Source organism: Bacillus thermozeamaize, assembly GCA_002159075.1.
Classification (GTDB): Bacteria; Bacillota; Bacilli; order ZCTH02-B2; family ZCTH02-B2; genus Bacillus_BB; species Bacillus_BB thermozeamaize.
This window is the reverse complement of sequence record LZRT01000068.1, coordinates 1-18,643: the sequence shown is the minus strand read 5'-3', so window position 1 is coordinate 18,643 and position 18,643 is coordinate 1. Positions and strand designations below refer to the sequence as shown.

Here is an 18,643-nt window from a genome sequence, read left to right as displayed (position 1 = left end):
CCTCGTGAACATGAACGGGAATTCGTACCGCATGAAAGAAACGAAGGAGTGGCTTGCTAAACAAAAGCTGACTGAATAACCGAATGGTCATTTCCGCCACTGGTCACTCAAAGGTGGGGGAAAATTAAATGAGCGAATGGCGGATTTTTGAGTTGACAAATACACCGAAAACAAAAAGTTCAATCCGCAAGGTAGACATGCCCGTCTGGTACATGGCTGAAATGGAGCAATATAGAAACGAATGGGAAAAACAAAAAAAGGCCGCCACAGATAAATGGCAAGGCGGTGACTATCAATATGTATTCCACAACATGGGTAAGCCCCTGTATCATACGACACCGACCACATGGTGGAGACGATTCATCGAACGGCATGGCCTGAGATATATCCGTTTCCATGATTTGCGCCACAGTGCGGCAACGTTGTTGATTGAGGCTGGAGAATCTCTCAAGACCATCCAAGAACGACTTGGGCACTCACGATACCAGATCACGGCTGATATATACGCCCATGTCACACGTAAGGCGAGCCGTGAAGCGGCCAACAAGCTTGAAAAATTTTCTCCTCAGTAGTTTGTCCCCAATTTGTCCCCAAGACATGAAAAAAGTCACTCGCCAGAGTGACCCTGTTACTCAAAAACCGCTTTATATCAATGTTTTTATGGTGGAGGCGATGGGAGTCGAACCCACGACCTCTTGAGTGCGATTCAAATCCGCACCCATTTTTTGGATATAGTTAATCATTAGAACCCTTGATTTATAAGGGTTTTTTCTTTTCTCTCCTTCGCCAATACGAGTCATTTTTCGGTGACACGAGTAGATTTTGGCACCACTTTGGCACCAACTTGGCACCAACTCTTCATCAAGAAAGGAACCATATTTCAGTAGGATTTACTAATCTTCGCTCCACAACCCGCCCGGGTCGCTCGTTTCGTCTCCACAGCATCCATCCCAAAGACCGCAAACAAAGCATTTCCATTTGGCTTTCCACCATTTTAACTCATGACCGCAAACCGGACATAACGGATTTTCATTCTTCATTTAAAATCCCTCCCAAATATCCCTGATTTCCTTTCCCATGCTTCAAGCAACTTGATCTTTTCAGGATTTTCCCTGTTTCCATTCGATGTATTTTTGTTCCGCCAACTTTTCCAGTACATTGTCACCGTATCATTTCGGGCGAAACGTACGCTAAGACACATTTTAGACACAAATTAACCGGCGCCCCGTACGCTAAAGGATAGCCGGTTTGTTTTTGGGATTACAAGGAAAATCCAGTATACTTTATTTATCGAAAAATCAAGATTATCTAGCAGATACTCCTCCGTCAATCACCATAATGTGTCCTGTTATATAGCTAGCTTCGTCTGAACACAACCAAACCACCGAATGGGCAATTTCATTTGGATCACCAATTCGATTTATTGGTATTTGAGATTCATATTGGCTTATTGTCATTCCTGTTTTGTTGATTACCTGTTCTAGCATCGGTGTACGAATAGCCCCCGGACATACTGCATTGATACGAATATTGGATTTGGCATATTCAAGAGCAGCGGATTTGGTTAAACTGATGACGCCGCTCTTGCTTGCCGAATAAATGGCTGCGTTTGGAGTGCCAGTTAAACCATTGATCGAAGAGATATTCACAATCGCTCCAGAACCTTGCTTTAACATCTGATGAATTTGGTATTTCATACAGAGCCAGACACCTTTAAGGTTAATTGCCAGAGTAAAATCAAAATCTTCTTCTGTAACATCTGCCGTGGGGATCAATTTTCCGCCTATACCCGCGGCGTTGCACGCAAAGTCCAGACGCCCAAATTGATCTATGATTGTTTGTATCATCTTTCTGACTTGTTCATCTGAAGAGACATCCGCTTGAACTGCAATTGCTTCTCCACCCAAATCCCTAATCATTTCTTGTGTCTCTACAATCTTTTCTCTTGTGCGTCCAACGATAACGACTTTTGCCCCTTTCTTTGCAAAAGCTAATGAAGTTGCTCTTCCTATTCCAGAACCGCCACCTGTAACTAAAGCCACTTTACCAACAAATTGCTCCATCTACTCGTCCCCTTTTCTTAATAGAATTTTTATTGCATATCAATAACTCTCAACCTTCTTTACAGGTTTAGGTTCATTATCACGTCATCCATTATCTACCAGACTTTCGCTTGAAGGATGTGGTAAAGAATTCTAGATAATTCGATTGTATCAAAAAAGCCCGGCGTATGTGCCGGGCCATCTATCAAATCTCAAACGCAACATGCGTTTTTTCATCCGTGAAATCTGATGCCTTGACAACACGATCAGAAAATTTCTCAACGGTTACAGTCATTTCATCCCCAAGCACAATGCTGAGGAGACTAAAATCTTTTTCTTTCTTGGATTTATGGAAGTACTCCAGAAATTGATCACTCACATAGTCCTCCCCATCTGTTACAAAAATGATGTCCGCTTTCTTGAACCGACTTTTGTTGATAGTCCGTAGTGCGGTATCCAAAGGAGCCTCGAAATCTGTTCCACCACCTAAGAATTCAATCGCCAGTTTAACCATTTCATTTATTGATATTTTTCCCTTCCTGTATATTTGCTGTACAACACTAAAGCTGTAACTGAAACGAATAAGAGAAAAGTCTCTTCTTTGTTTTCTTGCGATGGACATCAGGGCTAATGCAAAACCTTTAGCTTGGATGTCTCTGGAACCCATCATGCTGTCAGATTGATCCAAGCAAAGGACAATCGGACCCTTTCCCAGCTCTTCCTTTCCGGTTTGTTCATATTGCATCGTCTGGCCTTCGGCGAACCGGCGCAGGAAGTCCATTCTAGTGGCTGGGGACATGTACATCCCAAGTTCCATCGGAAGAAGCCGCTCCACCTGATTGCCCAGTGTCACACCACTTCTTTCGATTGACTCACGGTGTTTTGACCGTTGCTTCTTCATCGCAATCTGCTTAAAGCGTCCGGCCCACATGGCGATTTGCTTCAGCTTTTGGTTGGTTACTAACACCTCGGCAAGCCGGATTTGATCCAGCAACGGCACTTTTTTCAGTTCCGCCTCACCGCTTCCGGGTTGGAGTCCACCAACCAGGGACTGCAGCGCTTCTTTTGTCTCCAACGTCTCCCGCATAGCCTGTTGCAGCATAGCCTCCAACATTTTCTTTTGCTCATGTGACTGTTGCTCCAAGGCATTGGCGACTTCCTGCATGGCCATGTTCAGCGCATCCTGCCGTTTTGTTCCTTTCTGCTGGCCGCCACCTTGTCCCGCTTCTCCCTGATTGTTGCCCTGGTCCGATTTCATCTTCTTCCGTTTCCTTGCCTCCATCGCTTTTCTGGCTTCCTCCATCGCCTTTTGCATCGCCTTCTGGGCTTGTTCATCCAAAGTTTGAAGCCACTTATAAACAGCTTTGGAAAACTTGATGGTGCCGATAGCAGACATCAAGTCGTCCAGCCGTGTCAGTTCCCGTTTGGATTGAAACAAATCGTCATATAGAATCCGTTCCATGATGGCCCTGTTCGCCTCCAGCCCTTCATCTACTTCATTCTTCAACCGGGGATCCATTTTGTACAGACCGGCCCAAATGTCCCCCATCAATGAAGCAAAACTGGGGAGCAATCCGCTCCCCATCCGTTCAATTTCCTTCAGTTTTTGTGACATTTTCCGTATTTCCTGGTACCGCCTCCGGTCGAAGGAGTCGGTATTCAGGACGGATTTGTTCTTGAACACCATTGATCCCCCCTTAAAGCCCGATTGCCCCGACAATGGTATGGGCAATCTTATCCCTGTTCCGTTTCAATCTCAGTTGCAAACTTTCGATTTCCTCACGTCTCCCCGGATATTTGACTGAAAGTTGCTCCAGTTCCCTCTCCAGCGTCTTCATCTTTTCCGCCGCTTCAACGGCTTCGTCGGTGGATGTGCTGTTTGTGATTCCGTTGAGGATCTCCTGGGCTTCCGCGGAAATCCGTTCAAGCGCGGCAGTGACCTTGTCCTGCGCAAGCTCCCTTACAATCTCCGTCACTGCCTGTTTCTGTTCCGGCGTTTCCCAAAGCGCATTGGCGAGAAGGAGAATGTCCTCCACCCTTACTTCCTGACGTTGCTCCAGCATCGCCTTAGCCTGCAACAGTCCAAGCGACTGCTTGAATCGGCGATCCGAAGGATGAATGCCTTCGTCCCTCAGCTTCTGGCGAATCTCAAACAGCGTGTCGAACACCTCATACGGAATGCTCACCATCTCGGCGAAGAATTGCATGTTCTGCAATTCTTCAAGAGTCAAAGACGGTGGTGTCTTTTCGTTCCCGCCGGACTTGAGCATGTTCAGGAAACTGTCTTTTTCACGGATGTAGTCCAGTTCAAACCTCAGAAGAAACCTGTCGAACAACGCCTCAAGCCCTTCCCCTTCCTCCGGGTATTCATTGGAAGCTCCCACTATGGTCATGAGCGGCGTCTGCATCGGATGGCCGTTGTTGTAAAATATCCGTTCATTGATCAATGTAAGCAAACTGTTCAGTATGGCGGAATTCGCCTTAAACAGTTCGTCAATGAACGCAACATGCGCCTCCGGCAGTTTCCCGGCGGTGTTCCGTTTGTACACGCCTTTTTCCAGTTCCTTCAGCGACACCGGGCCGAACAGTTCTTCCGGTGTGGTAAATCGTGTCAGGAGCCACTGAAAATAGTTGGCTCCCTGGATGATTTTCGCCAATTCCACCACCAGGGCAGACTTGGCCGTCCCCGGCGGCCCTATGAGAAGCACATGCTGACGCGCCAGAAGCGCGACCAGCATGGCGTCAACGACATTTTCCCGCTCCATGAATTTTCCGGTAAGATACGTCTTGATTTCCACGAGTTTTTTAAACACCTTGATCCCCCTTCTGTTTCTCAACTTTCTTGACCACCAGCTCAATGAACGACCTGACGGTCATTTCTCCCATATCCATGACTTCATCTCCATCAAAAGTGATGCCAAATTCTTTTTCCAAATCGGCAACAATTTCCCAAAACTCTTCATCCGTACCATAGGTATACATCAACGAACGCGGCGAAATGGGCGCGTTCGGAAGGCATCCGTCGCTCCGGTGCCGTTGGATGGCTTCCAGGACTTTTTTTGTGACATCCATTTTCCACATTTGCATCGATCCTTTCTGAAAAACTAAATAGGCCAAGAAAATCCCCGATAGGGGATAACTCTTGGCCTTTGAAAATAATGCGTCTTTTTTACAAATGTGATTTTAAAATCCAAATGTTTTCTTAAGAAACTTGTAAAATTCCTGTTCTGTTTTTACTGGTTGCTTTTTAGGTGGATTTATTTTCCTTACTGTACACCCCCATACTTTTGGGGGTTTTTCAGCAACAGCAATCCACCCAAGTCCAGTCCACCCGAATCCTGCTTTTTGGAGTTCTGATTTATGCCGCCCCGTTAGCTTACCGCCTTTTGGTTTGGCTTCATAATAATTCGGCATACTCTTTCACCTCTTACAAGTAATCTTGACCAAGAGCATCCCCAACCAGAGACAACTCTTGGCCGATGCTTACTCCCCGCACGTCCGTTGTCCGCAATGTGGGCAACGGACACACCCGGGGATACGGTCGTTTTCCAGCGGAACGGGAAAGACCGTTCCACAGATGTAGCATTCGATGACAACCGTTCCTTTTTCTTGCATCATAACCTCCCCCATATCACATCGACCGCACCACAAGAGCGATTCGCTCCCGTAAATGGTCAATGTATCTTTCCAGTTTCTCCACATCCTGCGTGACGATGGCGCGGTAATGGTTGAAGTCCGCCACCACCCGCTTGGCATCGTCCAACAGTGCTTTGACCCGCCCCTTCTCAAGCTCACCCCCAAGTGCCAAGTCACATTCACTGATGGTGTTCTGAAGGTGAGCCTCCAGTTTGTCAAACAGCATCCGCTGGTTGTCTTGTGTATCAATCAATGGGACTTTGTACATCTCTCCCTTTTCCAGCGAGCTGACAAACGTGCACAACCTGGCGAGCTGCTCTGAATGGGCTGAAGGGATGAAGTAAACCCCACCGTTGGGCCGTACCGGAGTGGGCGACATGGATTTTAAAATATTCATGACCATCACGCGGATGGCCTGTGCGCTGTAGTTTTCGCAATATAACGCGAACAGTTTGGCGGCCTCCAGCGCCAACTGTTCCGCTTTCGGGTGCTGGGCGGCAATCCGGATGTCCTTGGACTCCTTATTTAAAATCAGGATGGCCGCCTGCCCGTCGTATGACAGGCGTTTCCCTTTCTGGTCCACGGTTTCCTGGACGATATTCCGTTGGACCACCTTGTGGTCCGAATACACTTCGCGCACCAGAAAGTTTTCAAACACATTCGCCTGGGACGTGGGATTCTTGCGGACTTCCACGTCTTTCGTGGCGCGCCGGAAGGCGTCCGACACGCGGATTTCATTCGGCATCCAACCTTCGTCCAGGCCGGCGTCCAGGAGCTTTTTCCGCAGATCGTCCCGGCCAATCAGGTGTTCGGAGATCGAATACCAGGTCAAGTGGCCGATGATCCCCTGCTCTTCCTTTTGGATTGCCGCAACGTTTTCCAATACCATGCTCACCTTTCATCGCTCCTTTCGTTTTTAATTCATTCAGAATCAACTATTCATTTCTGAACGGAAATTGTTCCTAATCAGATACCGCAAACCGATGGACAGTGTGGCAGCGTCGATGGGATTTTCCACATCGACGTATTCCATCACGTCCATGTAATTCACGTCACCGGGCACGTAACCACAACGGGAATGGTTGGTTACTGCCACCAGGTATCCGTGTGCCGTGTTCACCAGATACACGTTGAAACTTGTGGAACGACCAGTGATTTCGAAAGTGCCATCATGATTCGCAAAAACGTCTACTTCCCATGTCTCACCTTTGAATTGACAATACAGGGTGGCCAGATGTTCTCTTCTCAACGTCTTTCCCTCCCTTTAATAATGTAAAAAGCCGGATTATCCCTTTTTTGGGAAAATCCGGCTTTGCTTTTCAACACACCATTCAGTCTTCATCCGGCAACATGATGGTGATTACCGGCTCCAACTGGTCATCAGGATGGCAAAGTGCTTTCAGCGAGATTTCTTCTCCGCTGATAAGCACTTTGAAGCGGATTTCGTTTGTGCTCTGCGAGGACGTTTTGATCGCCAAATACAGGATGAACAAAACGTCCCACAGACGCCCGTCCTCGCTTTGTCCCATCAATTCCTCTCCAGGGGATGGGGTGATGAGTCCGTAAACGCCCCTTGTGATGGCCACCGGATACCGAAATCCGGCTTCGCGGGCCATTTCCGACACATCGATTAACACGCCATCTGCAATGGCCTGTTGGCGGGTGTATCGGTGAATGAACATTTTTATTTGCCCCTTTCAATTTCAAAAATAAAAACCAAGAGCATCCCACACGGGATTCCCTTGGTTCTTTAAAAGCTGTGGCATATAGCCGCAGTTAGAATTTTTTCCTTGAAGCACGTCTTGTTTTCATCGGCTCGAGAATGATGCCAGCTTTTTTTGAATCGGCAATCAAACGTTCGGTACTCACATTTTTGTAATATTGATCCATTTGTTTGGACCATCTACGCAAGGTTTGGATGCTGGCCATTTTTCAAATCACCTTTTCTCATTTTGCTGAATCCTTAATTAATGATTATATCATACCCCGCTCTTTCAAGCTGGAATATGCGCTATCCCCGATCACGATGTGATCGAGAACCTCAATCCCAACGGTTTTCCCGACCTCAACCAGCCGTCTGGTTACATCTAAATCCTCAGGGCTGGGAGTGGGATCGCCGCTTGGATGGTTGTGTGCGCATATGATGGAGGCGCAATTTCGCTTGATGGCCGCCCGGAACACTTCCCGCGGGTGAACGATGGAGGCGTTCAGACTGCCCACGAAGATCGTCTCATGGGCAATCACCTGTTTTTTTGTGTCCAGGAGCAGGACGACGAAATGTTCTTGTTTAAGGTGGCGCATCTCCTCCATCAGGTATTGCGCGGCATCCTCAGGAGTGCGGACGATGTACGGCTGGCCCTTCTGGCTGGAGGCAAGTTTCCTTGCCAGCCCAAAGGCCGCAACAATCCGCTCCGCCTCCTGTCGCATCAGTCCTTCCGCCATCAGCTCCGAGACGGACATCTCAGCCAATATTCGGACGCCAATGGCTGAAAGCTTCCCGCAGATTTCCGGCGTCGCTCCTTTGCCGATCAGCACAGCCAACAGGTGCTGGAGATCGGCGTCCGCGGCGTAATACGCGACTGCTTCCCTAGCAACGTCGATATACATATCCCCCTCCTCATCACAAACCCCAGGCCCCCGGCGGGGCACAAGGGTTTGTGCCACCGCCACTTTGAAGCCCGGGTGGAGGGCGTTAGCTGGTTATCTTTTTCATAATTTCGTCCACTTGTTCATAAAGGGATTCGATGTCCCCGTTGTTATCGATGACATAATCCACCCTAAATCCATCAACGTAGTTTTCTGTCTCGTGTCCCAGGTCTTCCTCTCTAAACACATCACCGTTGTCCATCATCCGTTTCCTGCGGACTTCATCATCCGCGTCAACCTTGATGATGACAAATCCCCTCTCACGGCAAGCCGCATATTCGTTCGGCATGCGCAGGTCGGTGATGACGATGTTCAAGTCATCCTTGAAGTGATCGATCCTGTTTAGCGTTTTTTCCACCCAAACATCTGGATCGATCTCTCTCATTTTCTCACCAACCTGTTGGAGAATTTCCCTATCCTTTCCCTTTCCAAATCGCCAAGGAAATATATCCTTGGCGATCCGTTTGATGTCATCCGAAAAGGCAAACGGGACGTAACCATATTTCTCGTCAAGATATTTAGCGACCGTGTTTTTCCCCGACCGTGCCTTTCCGGTAAGAGCTATTGGAGGCTTGACCGCGGATTTTTCTTTTATAAAAATCTCGTGGTGGGATGAATCATCCATTACCTTCTCCCGTGTTTCGTGGGTAAGGTAATATTTGATCCGATTCTCCCACAATTTCTCCTCGAGCACCCGAAACTGGCCATCATCGTCATAGTAGGCCAGCGTGTCTCCGAGTTCTTCAGCGGCATCCCAAATGTAGTAACCGTATTCTCTCCAGCTTCTTGTTCCGTGCCAGTTTCTGAATTCTTCTCCCTTGTTTTTCCTTGCTTTCACAAAACGTTCTAATACTTCTCCGTTTACTTCGATGAAGGTTCCATTTGGTAGCAAAACCGCATCATAACTTTCATTTGTAATGTAAGTTGCTTTCATTCCAATCACCCCACCTTTTTAAGTAAATCGTCATCTTTTTTCAGACGAAGCCCAAAATGGGCTTCAGCCAGTTGCAGCACCTCATCCCGTGCCTCCATCCGACAAACAATGCGGCACGTCCGATTTTCCTTGACGTATGCCGGGAAAAACCGGCCACTCTTGCGAAGATGGTGATAGGTCAACAAGACTGCCTGCCGGACGGCTGTTGACAGGTCCGCCGCATACGTGGTGTCCTGCCCTCGGAAAATCACAGCGAAATGTCTTTGGTGATGGCTTCTAGGACAGGCGTCATAAAGATAGCTCTTAAGCAAATTTTCCATCTTGTGCATTTTTCAAAACCCCTTCCTTTTCCAGAGTTGGTGGTTCACTTTTTCCTGGCCCGAAAACTTCTTGTGACCCGCTTTTCTCCGAAACTGGACAAAGCCTGATCCGACCAGCCGGTCTTTTTAAGGTTGGCGGCGGTGATGCCAAGAAGTTCCCAGGGATTCACGCCTTCAATGGCCAACTCCTGACACAACTCCTTCAGCTTTTCCGGGGTAAACTTCCAGCTTTCACTCTCGACCCACCACCACACCTGGTCAACCGTTTCCACCGGCTTGCCGGTCTCTTCCACATACCTTTTCAGCGACTCTTTCATCGCTTTGACGACGGCTTCAAGCCGCTCAATCTCTTGAGCAACTTTCACCGCCTCTTCGGCAGTTTGGATTTCCGTCATCATGGCGACAGTCATCGTTCATTCTCCTCCTTTAACTCATTGAAAGTTCTCCAAACCTCTCTGATGGTTGGATAGGCCCCAACCACCAAAGGGAGCGCCAACCATAGCCACAACAGGTATTTCATCTCCATCAGGAATCCCTCCCAAAAACGCAAAAAAGGCGTGTTCACCCATCACGGGTAAATACGCCTCTTTTCTAGAAGCAGTTAGATTTTCTGAAATCGCCGTACCGCTACTATCCGACCTTTATCATCCCAGATAGCTGATTCGGAGCCTGTATCAGGAGAAAAAATCCTCCCGTTTACCACCAGCTCCTGCAGCTCCAAGGTGGACACGTTGTACACCGCATCCTTTACTGTCGGGACGACCTTCGACCTCCCCGAACACCGTCTTCAACACAGGGATTTCATTTACTTCCCCTATCACCTCTGTTAGGGAAGCGACACGTGAAACAATTCCTGATGGTTTAAAGGCAACATCTTTTTCCCTTTCACGGTAATTCGATGAGGGGTCAAGCTAATGATGCTTTTCATGATTTCGCCCGTATCTGACGGGCTTCACCTCCTTCTAATTTTCAAAAACAAAAAGCCGGATCACTCCTTTTTGGAGCAAATCCGGCTTCTTTTTTCTTATGGCACACGCATACCACCCTGAATTTGGCATGCGCATCCTTTTCTACAACCACTTCCTGTCGTCACCTGACGCTTGTTAGGCGGACCAGGCCGTACAGTCATCCGGGCCGGTGTCGCCATTGCCGGCCGTCCCTTCCTCCCCCAAGACAGCACCGCCTGCATAGGGAATCCCGCATGGCTGCAAGAGGGTTCAAGGGCTTTCCCTGTCGCGGAACAGGGAACCATGCGTCCAACCTTCCCGAAAAGGGTACGTTGAATAAAAAAGAAACACCTTATGGAAACATTATCTCATGGGTGAAAAAGGAATGCAAGGGATTTGGGCAACATTGACACTCTTACGGCTAAAGCCACGTGGGACTCTCGGGAACAGCAACCCAACAGGTTGCTTATTTATCGAACTATCCCCGTTGTCCTACAGTTCGGTTGACTAGCCTGCAAAAGGCGCATTCCTTCTTTCAAAATGTTCCTTGTGGTATTGCTGTCTCTGTCATGGTGGGTGCCGCACTTCGGGCATGTCCATTCCCTCAATGCCAGGCTTTTCACTTCCCCGTTGCGATGGTTGCAATGGGAACAAAGCTGGTGGGTGGTTCACGCGGCGGCGATCAGAATGCCGGGAACCACGTTACACCCCCATCCCATGACTCGTAAATGTTGGCATGATTGTCGATAACTTTTTTAGGGTTGTTCGGAACGGTGACCAGCCCCATAATATCGCGCTCCTTGGTATCATCGCTGACAGGTCTTCACTCCTCTTCACCCAGACCGCGTTTAAAGAGGTTCTCATGTGTACCTAAGAGAAAAGCACCTTGACGATTGGGGTCGAAGTCCAGTGTGTGAATAACGGAAAAGGGCAATTTGGGTGTACTTACCTGGACGTTACTTTCCCTCCCATTTCCCGTTTGTTTATATGATATAAATAATTATAAATAATGAAAAAATAATGAAAGAATAAAACTTGCATCCAGCGCCAAAATGAGAAAGCCGATCAAACTATTGAGGATTTATCGGAATGCGGGAGTAGATGTTTTTCTTTTCGTTGGTTTTTTTGATGGCTTTGCCAAATTTTGTTCCTCCCTCCTCGATTTTATGTTTATGATTCGTTTTTCGGACAGCCTTCCTTAAGTATAACGGCTGATTATGTGGAATGTGTGAAGGGAGGGTCATCATCACAACTTCTTCACAGTTAGCAGATATACTTTTGTCGAAGAAATGGAGGATGCTTATAATGTCGACGATGATCTTCAGGTAACGTTTAAAGAAGTCCTGGAGAACATCTTTAAGAATTATGACCAGGATCGCCAGGCAATGCGGTACCTATGCCTGTTGAATTGAATCCTCCTAATGACTATGACCCCATCCAAACAAAACTGGTCATCAAAGGAGACGGGCCCCCGTGGATAGCGGCTTACCGAGACTACTTTTCAGCGAACTGCTTTAAGTGCGGACGAAGAACAATCTGTCGCTGAGGTGAGAAGAGAACGTGTTGTATTATTGGTTTTCGCAGTTCAGTGCGGTCGTCAGCCAACCTATTTTTGCCATCACGGAGATGACGGATGTAACTTTGCTTACAGCTCTCCTTCTAGGTCTCGTAGGAGCACTCGCACCATGCCAAATCTCAGCCAATATCGGCGCAATCATCTACTTTGGGAACCGCCAGGTACAACAGAAACTTGCTTTGAGTGAGGTTGTTCTCTATTTGCTGGGAAAGGTAGCGGTGTTTGCCGTTTTTGGTCTGTTGTTCTGGTTGATAGGGCGCAACATCTCTGCCCAATCAATTCCCCTGTTTGTCTGGGCCCGCAAACTGGTCGGCCCTTTACTGGTTGTCATGGGACTTTTCATGCTCGGGTGGGTACGGTTGCCAGGGAGTGTGGGGTTGAAGTGGTCGGCTTCCCTCAAACAGCAGGCAAAGCGCCTCGGTGGGAAAACGGGAGCGTTTTTTCTAGGGGTGTCTTTCAGCCTGGGTTTTTGTCCTACGATGTTTTGGCTCTTCTTCGGACTGTTGATGCCAATGGCTTTGAATTCCCGTGCCGGTGCGCTCTTGCCTCCTGTTTTTGCCCTGGGAACGGCGGTACCTTTCTTGCTTTTTTTGGGATTGTCTTATGGTTTCGGGATAGACACTTATGTAAAGAAGGCCAAAGTCATGGGAAGAAACGTTCAGGGGCTGGCCGGGGCTGTCTTTATACTATTGGGAATTCTGGATACGCTAACGTACTGGACAATCAATATATAACGAGTTAAAGCGCAAAAGGCGCAAAGATGTCTGGCTATGAAACGGAAAGGAAACTTGTGGGGTGGGGATGAGTTTGAGTTGGTGGTTTCCAAAGCTATATGATCACTTGATGGAGCCGCTTGAGCGCAGTGGGTTGCGGAGAATCCGGCAGCAGTTGTTGAAGGAGGCCCAGGGAAAGGTATTAGAAATCGGTTCGGGTACAGGAGCGAACTTTCCTTTCTACGACCCAGTGCGGGTACAGTGTGTTATCGCAGTCGAGCCTGCAGAGCAGATGCGCAGGCGTTCCTTAGCCAAAATAGAGCAGGCTGCTGTGCCTGTGGATGTGGTTGCCGCGGGTGCGGAGAACCTGCCCTTTCCCGACGCGTTCTTCGATACCGTGGTGGGTACATTGGTTTTTTGCACGATCCCCGATCCAGAGAAGGCATTGCAAGAAGTCCGGCGCGTCTGTAAACCGGGCGGAAAGGTTTTGATTTTTGAACATGTTCGGCTTGAGAGTCCCTTCCTTGCTCGTTTACAGGACTTGCTGACCCCGGTGTGGAAGCGATTGTGCGATGGTTGCCACCTGAATCGGAACACGCTGCAATTGGTGAGACGTTCAGGATTGCAAGTGAAGCGGGTGGAATCCTTTTACCGAGATCTATTTTTAGTAATAGAAGCAGTTAATCCTCCTTTAGGTCATTGACCTTTTTATTTTGGTAAACGAATACTCACTTTTGTGCCATTGTCGCTTTCGATCCACACCGATCCACCATGTGCATCAACCAGTTTTTTGACGATCGTAAGGCCGATGCCGCTGCCTCCCCATTTTCTGTTCCGCGATTTATCCGCACGGTAAAAACGTTCAAAAACATAGGGCAAATCCTCCGGTGCGATGCCAGGCCCCGTGTCTTGCACGGTGATCAGAACCGAACCGTTCTCGTCCTTTACCTGTATTTCGACTCGCCCGCCTTCGGGAGTAAATTTGAGGGAATTGCTTAAGACGTTGACCAGAATCTGAATCAACCGATCCCGATCCACGTTCAAACAGAGGGCAGGGTGCGGTTTCACCTCAAGCCGGACACCTTTTTCCAGGAAAGCTGCCGATACAATGTGTACGCTTTGTTCGATGAGCGCCGTAAGATTTTCCGGTTTCCTGTGAAGACGGAAATGGGGAGAGTCCATTTCCGTCAATTGCTCCAAGTCAGCAACCAACGTGATCAGACGTTCAGTTTCTTCATAACAGGAACGCAGCCTTGCAGGTGTCGGTTCCCATATTTGATCCAGCATGGCCTGAATATGACTCTTTAAGGTGGCCAACGGCGTCCGCAAATCATGGGCGATGTCCTGCGTCATGGTGATGCGAAGCTGCTCTTGTTGCTGCAATTGCTCCGCAAGGTGGTTTAGTGCCTTCCCCAGTTCCGAGAGTTCATCGTTCCCGGGAACGTTTGTTCGTACAGACAAATCACCCCGCGTGATTTTTTCCGCGGCCTTTTTCATTTCTATCAGAGGGGCGGAAAGGCGTTTCGCCAGATATAAGCTGATAATGACAGCGAGAACAATTGCACCGAGGAGCGTCCACATCATGGATTGAAGCAAGGCTTGTTCCAGATGAAAGGTAAGCCCTTGTAGATTGTGATCCATCCCATATTGTTCTTGATAAAGTTGAAAATGATAATGGGTTTCTGCCATCAGGCTGGTCCCGGCGAGAAGCAACGTTCCGACAACTACGCTCAGCAACACGAGCGACAAGCGATAGCGCAATCCGTGTTTCATTGGGAGCCTCCCGTAAAACGATAACCGATTCCATATACGGTTTGAATGTACTTCGGTTGTTTTGGATCCGGTTCGATTTTTTGGCGCAAATTTTTGACATGTTGGTCGATGGCGCGAACGTCCCCTTCGAAATCGAACCCCAACACCTTTTCCACCAATTCTTCCCGGTGAAACTGTCGTTGCGGATGCCGAGCCAGAACAAGCAATAATTTGAATTCGCTGGGGGTCAAATTGACCGGTTGACCGCAAAGAAACACCTTATGATGGACCGCATCGATCACCAATTCACCATCGTTGAAAGCGATGCGATCGGCGAGCGGGTGGTGATCGTCGCTCCGGCGGAGAATCGCCCTGACTCTGGCCACCAGTTCGAGGGGATCGAACGGTTTTATCACGTAGTCGTCAGCTCCAATGGTCAGGCCGTGAATCCGTGAGGATTTATCCACCTTCGCAGTAAGCATGAAAATGGGAACGGATGACAGTTGCCGGATCGTCTGGCATACTTGTTCACCCGGGATGTCAGGCAACATCAAATCGAGGATGACCAGGTCGACCCGTTCACTTCGGATGGTTTGCAGTGCTGCTGTTCCTGTTCCGGCTTCCAGCGTGCGAAATCCGTGCTTCTGAAGATAAGAAACAACTACATCACGAATCTTGTCTTCGTCATCCACCATGAGGATGGTTTTCATCATCGTCGTTCACCCTTCGTATATTGCCTTTTACCGTAATTATAATGACACAAATGGTGTCATCCAAACATAAACGGGAAACGGCGGACCTGCCGTTTCCCGCATGCTCAGTGGTTATTCTGGTTTGTTTCCGGCCTTTGGATCGGGAACGAAACCGGCTTTGTAATCCGTATATTTCACTTCTGTCACCATGCCGGCAGACGCGTGGTGCAGATCGTGGCAGTGGAACATCCAGTTGCCTTCGTTGTCGGCCTGGAAGGCGACAACGTATTCTTCTCCTGGTTTCAGATTCAACGTATCTTTGATGACGGGGGCACCTTCCAGCGGTTTACCGTTTTTGCTGAGGACCTGGAAGAAATGTCCGTGCAGATGCATCGGATGATCGTCGGTCTTGGAATTGTTCACAAGACGAACCTTTACGGTATCTCCTTTTTTGACTTTGATCGGCTCTGTTTCCGGAAACGTTTTTCCGTTAATCGTATAGACCGTATCGCCGTTCTTGTTTTCCGTGTTTAAATTCATCGTGTATTCCAGCGTGTACTTTTGATCCAGTGTAAAGTTCATCTTTCCGGCCTGTCCGTAGCGGCTGAGGTCCACCGCCGCCAATTGCGCCTTTTCGTTCGGCTGATCCGCCCCACCGGCAGACCCTTCATAGGCGATGATGGCCTTCATCCCTTTAACGGCTTCCTTGTCCCCGTGATCTTCGATAAACCATTGGCCGGGATTGTTGGCTTCGAATTCGATATCGTAGCGTTCCCCGGGTGCGATGGCAACAACATTGTCTTTTAGTACGCCCGGGGTGTTCAGCGGTTGTCCGTCGACAGCCGTAATTTTAAACTCATGTCCGTGCAGGTGGATTTGATGCGTGAGGAAGCCTGCGTTGATGAGCCGGATGCGCACTTTTTCCCCTTGTTTGACGGGCAGTTTTTCCACGAGCGAACCGGATTTCCCGTTGATCGTGAACAAATCGTACATGCTCATATCGTGTCCACCGTTGCCCATGTTGCCGTTGCCCATGTTCATTTGGCCGTGGTTCATGGATTTGCCGTTATCGTTGGACCCGTTCATATTCATATTGCTGTGGTCCATACCGGTCATATTTGAACCTGACATGTTGCCGCCGGACATGTTCATGCCGGCACTCATCCACTCATCCAAAATCAGCGTGTAATCGCGATCAACCTTGAGTCCGTCTTTGGGTTCCACGATCAATGCCCCGTACAGGCCGCGGTCGACTTGATTGACGCTGTCTTGATGCGAATGATACCAGTACGTTCCGGGCACGGTGGCTTTAAACTCATACGTGAAAGACTGCCCCGGTTGAACAGCGTTTTGCGTGACGCCCGGAACGCCATCCATCGCATTCGGAACAGGATAACCGTGCCAGTGGATGGAGACCGGTTCGGGCAGTTCATTTCTCAAGGTGATTTTGACAGTCTCTCCTTGTTTGACCCGGATTTCCGGACCAGGGACAGAGTTGTTGAATGTCCAGACGGGAAGCGTAACCCCCGGTGCCAGCTCTTGTTGGCTGGCTTTTGCCGTCAATATAAACTCTTTGCCGGTCATCACGGCCGTTTTGGTGGTTGTGCCCGCTTGCTCTTGCTCTTGATCCTGTTTTTGCCCCATCGTCATGCTTGAGTGATCCATGTTCATCGAATTTCCGCCAGAGTTGACACATCCCGTTAATAAAATGGCGATGGCGGCTATCGCTACGCTTATTCGTTTCCACCGCTTGCCCATGCTAGCCCTCCCCAATCTCATTTTTCTGTGGTTTTTTCATCATCGATCTTAAAACGAGATTGTGTAGAAGTTGTGAGTATTTCGTGGGGGAAAGATGTTGCAATCTGAATAAAGCATCATATGGTCCTCGTCGTATCCAACATATCCAAAACGAAAGCCAACTGAGCTTCACCACACTTTTATTTTTTTGAGAAACCTCTGTTCCTTTTGTTTTTTATCATAATGGGTATCAGCCAAGATTGATAACCAGTTCTTCGTTAAAAGTTTCATACGAAATAAAAATACCGCCTCTTGGCGGATAATGTTTAGATCGAGTTTCTTTGGCATTATGTTTAGAAATTACTTATTTAATTAAACTTTGCGTACAATATCCAGCCATTTTCACCTTTAACAGCGATATTCTCGCTACCAACTACTTGATATACCACCGTTCCAGGTTCTAAAAACACCGCGTCACCATCTTGCATTTTATAATCGGATGGTTTGCCGCTTCCCAAAATCTTGAATTTGATTTCTCCCAGTTTAATCCCTATGTTTTCTCCTGTAACCTTTTTGTCACTCTTAATGTATTGAGAACCGTTCCACTGAATAGCATCTACATAAGACCCTGAAGAAGATATAACAACGTCATCAATTTGTGCCTTCTTTCCACTCACTCCACCCAAATCCTCTCCTTTTTGTCCACAGCCGGCTGCAAGGGAAAAAGTCAAAGCAAGCAAGAAAATAATCATTAATCTCTTGTTCATTTCACTTTCACATCCAAACTTTATTGACGATAATTAAGAGGAAATTTGTTTCAGTCTTTTGTTGGTCTACAAAATGACATACCCCCTCCGTTGCAACCCTAACGAGGGGGTTATCTGCAGCAAAAGAACCACCTTTTAGCGCCTTATTACGCAGACATTTTGCGGCATTCCGCTGAGCATTTGCGGCAAAGTTCTGCACATTCCTGACAGTGTGCATCCTGGAATTTCGCGCACTCGGCTGCACAAGCCTCGCAAATCGTGGCACAAAGAGAGCAAATTTGCTGGGCGTATTTGCTGTTTCGTGACATATACTGAGCGGCTAGTGTACAAATGTCAATGCAATCACGAAGTAAATTGATGCATGTGACACGGGCTTGCACGTCAGGCTCTTTCAAACATGAGGACAGGCACTGTTCGCATGCTTGCACGCAATCATTACATAAATCAATGCACGTTTGCCATTTCGTTACTGATGAATCGATTGTCGTTGGCATTAGATCAACTCCTTATCAATTTTTCATCTGCAATATTACATTTCCTCTTAACCCAATTTTTATTTCCACTAAAAGTTTCCAGTCCAGGAAACCAAGATTCAGCGGAACAAGTATTTGAACGATGGCATTCTGGTTTACAAAAGCTGAGCAAGTCATTTCCTCGACTGGTAATGTGACTTATTATAATTGTTGTGTACCTTGTGCCATAACCTATCATCTCATTTGTATTTGTCAACTCAAAAATCCGCCATTCGCTCATTTAATTTTCCCCCACCTTTGAGTGACCAGTGGCGGAAATGACCATTCGGTTATTCAGTCAGCTTTTGTTTAGCAAGCCACTCCTTCGTTTCTTTCATGCGGTACGAATTCCCGTTCATGTTCACGAGG

The 18,643-nt window shown here is 47.9% G+C and carries 19 protein-coding genes; 3 read left to right on the top strand and 16 right to left on the bottom strand.

Annotated elements, in window-relative coordinates; genetic code table 11:
* Positions 1-128 precede the first annotated feature (128 nt).
* A complete protein-coding gene (locus BAA01_12080) occupies positions 129-572 on the top strand; it encodes a hypothetical protein (GenBank protein OUM87881.1) in 444 nt (147 codons plus the stop codon).
* Between the two features lie 732 nt (positions 573-1,304).
* On the opposite strand, the gene BAA01_12075 is transcribed toward BAA01_12080, so the two are convergent.
* The 12 genes from BAA01_12075 to BAA01_12020 form a co-directional block, all read right to left on the bottom strand.
* On the bottom strand, positions 1,305-2,063 hold the full coding sequence (locus BAA01_12075; GenBank protein ID OUM87880.1) for a short-chain dehydrogenase: 759 nt from the start codon (positions 2,061-2,063) through the stop codon (positions 1,305-1,307).
* Between the two features lie 184 nt (positions 2,064-2,247).
* A complete protein-coding gene (locus BAA01_12070) occupies positions 2,248-3,729 on the bottom strand; it encodes a hypothetical protein (GenBank protein ID OUM87879.1) in 1,482 nt (493 codons plus the stop codon).
* Positions 3,730-3,739: 10 nt separating this feature from the next.
* Positions 3,740-4,855, bottom strand: a complete 1,116-nt coding sequence (locus tag BAA01_12065) for an ATPase (GenBank protein ID OUM87878.1) — start codon at positions 4,853-4,855, stop codon at positions 3,740-3,742.
* Positions 4,848-5,123, bottom strand: coding sequence for a hypothetical protein (locus BAA01_12060; GenBank protein ID OUM87877.1), 276 nt, complete (start codon positions 5,121-5,123; stop codon positions 4,848-4,850). Before BAA01_12060 ends, BAA01_12065 begins: the two co-directional genes overlap by 8 nt.
* A 102-nt stretch (positions 5,124-5,225) precedes the next feature.
* Complete coding sequence (locus BAA01_12055; protein ID OUM87876.1) at positions 5,226-5,456, bottom strand: hypothetical protein; 231 nt, start codon at positions 5,454-5,456, stop codon at positions 5,226-5,228.
* A gap of 217 nt (positions 5,457-5,673) precedes the next feature.
* Positions 5,674-6,573, bottom strand: a complete 900-nt coding sequence (locus BAA01_12050) for a hypothetical protein (protein ID OUM87875.1) — start codon at positions 6,571-6,573, stop codon at positions 5,674-5,676.
* A 36-nt stretch (positions 6,574-6,609) separates the two neighbouring features.
* Positions 6,610-6,927: a hypothetical protein gene (locus BAA01_12045; GenBank protein ID OUM87874.1), complete on the bottom strand. Its 318-nt coding sequence runs from the start codon at positions 6,925-6,927 to the stop codon at positions 6,610-6,612.
* Positions 6,928-7,009: 82 nt separating this feature from the next.
* A complete protein-coding gene (locus tag BAA01_12040; protein ID OUM87873.1) occupies positions 7,010-7,360 on the bottom strand; it encodes a hypothetical protein in 351 nt (116 codons plus the stop codon).
* A gap of 292 nt (positions 7,361-7,652) precedes the next feature.
* Entirely contained in the window at positions 7,653-8,285 is a 633-nt protein-coding gene (locus BAA01_12035; protein OUM87872.1) for a DNA repair protein RadC, read from the bottom strand.
* 85 nt (positions 8,286-8,370) lie between these two features.
* On the bottom strand, positions 8,371-8,949 hold the full coding sequence (locus BAA01_12030) for a hypothetical protein (GenBank protein ID OUM87885.1): 579 nt from the start codon (positions 8,947-8,949) through the stop codon (positions 8,371-8,373).
* Positions 8,950-9,263: 314 nt separating this feature from the next.
* Positions 9,264-9,587: a hypothetical protein gene (locus tag BAA01_12025; GenBank protein OUM87871.1), complete on the bottom strand. Its 324-nt coding sequence runs from the start codon at positions 9,585-9,587 to the stop codon at positions 9,264-9,266.
* Between the two features lie 35 nt (positions 9,588-9,622).
* Entirely contained in the window at positions 9,623-9,988 is a 366-nt protein-coding gene (locus BAA01_12020) for a hypothetical protein (GenBank protein OUM87870.1), read from the bottom strand.
* 2,100 nt (positions 9,989-12,088) lie between these two features.
* Here BAA01_12020 and BAA01_12015 point away from each other — a divergent pair.
* Positions 12,089-12,835 carry a hypothetical protein gene (locus BAA01_12015; GenBank protein OUM87884.1) on the top strand — a complete coding sequence of 249 codons (747 nt, stop codon included), beginning with the start codon at positions 12,089-12,091 and terminating at the stop codon, positions 12,833-12,835.
* Between the two features lie 67 nt (positions 12,836-12,902).
* Positions 12,903-13,517 carry a methyltransferase type 11 gene (locus BAA01_12010; GenBank protein OUM87883.1) on the top strand — a complete coding sequence of 205 codons (615 nt, stop codon included), beginning with the start codon at positions 12,903-12,905 and terminating at the stop codon, positions 13,515-13,517.
* A gap of 5 nt (positions 13,518-13,522) precedes the next feature.
* Here the strand turns inward: BAA01_12010 and BAA01_12005 are convergent, their stop codons facing one another.
* The 4 genes from BAA01_12005 to BAA01_11990 form a co-directional block, all read right to left on the bottom strand.
* Complete coding sequence (locus BAA01_12005) at positions 13,523-14,587, bottom strand: two-component sensor histidine kinase (GenBank protein OUM87869.1); 1,065 nt, start codon at positions 14,585-14,587, stop codon at positions 13,523-13,525.
* Positions 14,584-15,276, bottom strand: a complete 693-nt coding sequence (locus BAA01_12000) for a DNA-binding response regulator (protein ID OUM87882.1) — start codon at positions 15,274-15,276, stop codon at positions 14,584-14,586. The genes BAA01_12005 and BAA01_12000 overlap by 4 nt, the downstream gene beginning before the upstream one ends.
* A gap of 114 nt (positions 15,277-15,390) precedes the next feature.
* Positions 15,391-17,016 (bottom strand): copper oxidase, encoded by a 1,626-nt coding sequence (locus BAA01_11995; protein ID OUM87868.1) that lies wholly within the window; start codon positions 17,014-17,016, stop codon positions 15,391-15,393.
* A 347-nt stretch (positions 17,017-17,363) separates the two neighbouring features.
* Entirely contained in the window at positions 17,364-17,762 is a 399-nt protein-coding gene (locus BAA01_11990; GenBank protein ID OUM87867.1) for a hypothetical protein, read from the bottom strand.
* Positions 17,763-18,643 lie beyond the last annotated feature (881 nt).

What these genes read in the sequence shown, in the direction of transcription:
- BAA01_12080 (OUM87881.1), top strand. Translation starts at nt 129, where the DNA reads ATGAGCGAATGGCGGATTTTTGAGTTGACAAATACACCGAAAACAAAA.
- BAA01_12075 (OUM87880.1), bottom strand. Translation starts at nt 2,063, where the DNA reads ATGGAGCAATTTGTTGGTAAAGTGGCTTTAGTTACAGGTGGCGGTTCT.
- BAA01_12070 (OUM87879.1), bottom strand. Translation starts at nt 3,729, where the DNA reads ATGGTGTTCAAGAACAAATCCGTCCTGAATACCGACTCCTTCGACCGG.
- BAA01_12060 (OUM87877.1), bottom strand. Translation starts at nt 5,123, where the DNA reads ATGTGGAAAATGGATGTCACAAAAAAAGTCCTGGAAGCCATCCAACGG.
- BAA01_12055 (OUM87876.1), bottom strand. Translation starts at nt 5,456, where the DNA reads ATGCCGAATTATTATGAAGCCAAACCAAAAGGCGGTAAGCTAACGGGG.
- BAA01_12040 (OUM87873.1), bottom strand. Translation starts at nt 7,360, where the DNA reads ATGTTCATTCACCGATACACCCGCCAACAGGCCATTGCAGATGGCGTG.
- BAA01_12035 (OUM87872.1), bottom strand. Translation starts at nt 8,285, where the DNA reads ATGTATATCGACGTTGCTAGGGAAGCAGTCGCGTATTACGCCGCGGAC.
- BAA01_12030 (OUM87885.1), bottom strand. Translation starts at nt 8,949, where the DNA reads ATGGATGATTCATCCCACCACGAGATTTTTATAAAAGAAAAATCCGCG.
- BAA01_12025 (OUM87871.1), bottom strand. Translation starts at nt 9,587, where the DNA reads ATGCACAAGATGGAAAATTTGCTTAAGAGCTATCTTTATGACGCCTGT.
- BAA01_12020 (OUM87870.1), bottom strand. Translation starts at nt 9,988, where the DNA reads ATGACTGTCGCCATGATGACGGAAATCCAAACTGCCGAAGAGGCGGTG.
- BAA01_12010 (OUM87883.1), top strand. Translation starts at nt 12,903, where the DNA reads ATGAGTTTGAGTTGGTGGTTTCCAAAGCTATATGATCACTTGATGGAG.
- BAA01_12005 (OUM87869.1), bottom strand. Translation starts at nt 14,587, where the DNA reads ATGAAACACGGATTGCGCTATCGCTTGTCGCTCGTGTTGCTGAGCGTA.
- BAA01_12000 (OUM87882.1), bottom strand. Translation starts at nt 15,276, where the DNA reads ATGAAAACCATCCTCATGGTGGATGACGAAGACAAGATTCGTGATGTA.
- BAA01_11995 (OUM87868.1), bottom strand. Translation starts at nt 17,016, where the DNA reads ATGGGCAAGCGGTGGAAACGAATAAGCGTAGCGATAGCCGCCATCGCC.
- BAA01_11990 (OUM87867.1), bottom strand. Translation starts at nt 17,762, where the DNA reads ATGAACAAGAGATTAATGATTATTTTCTTGCTTGCTTTGACTTTTTCC.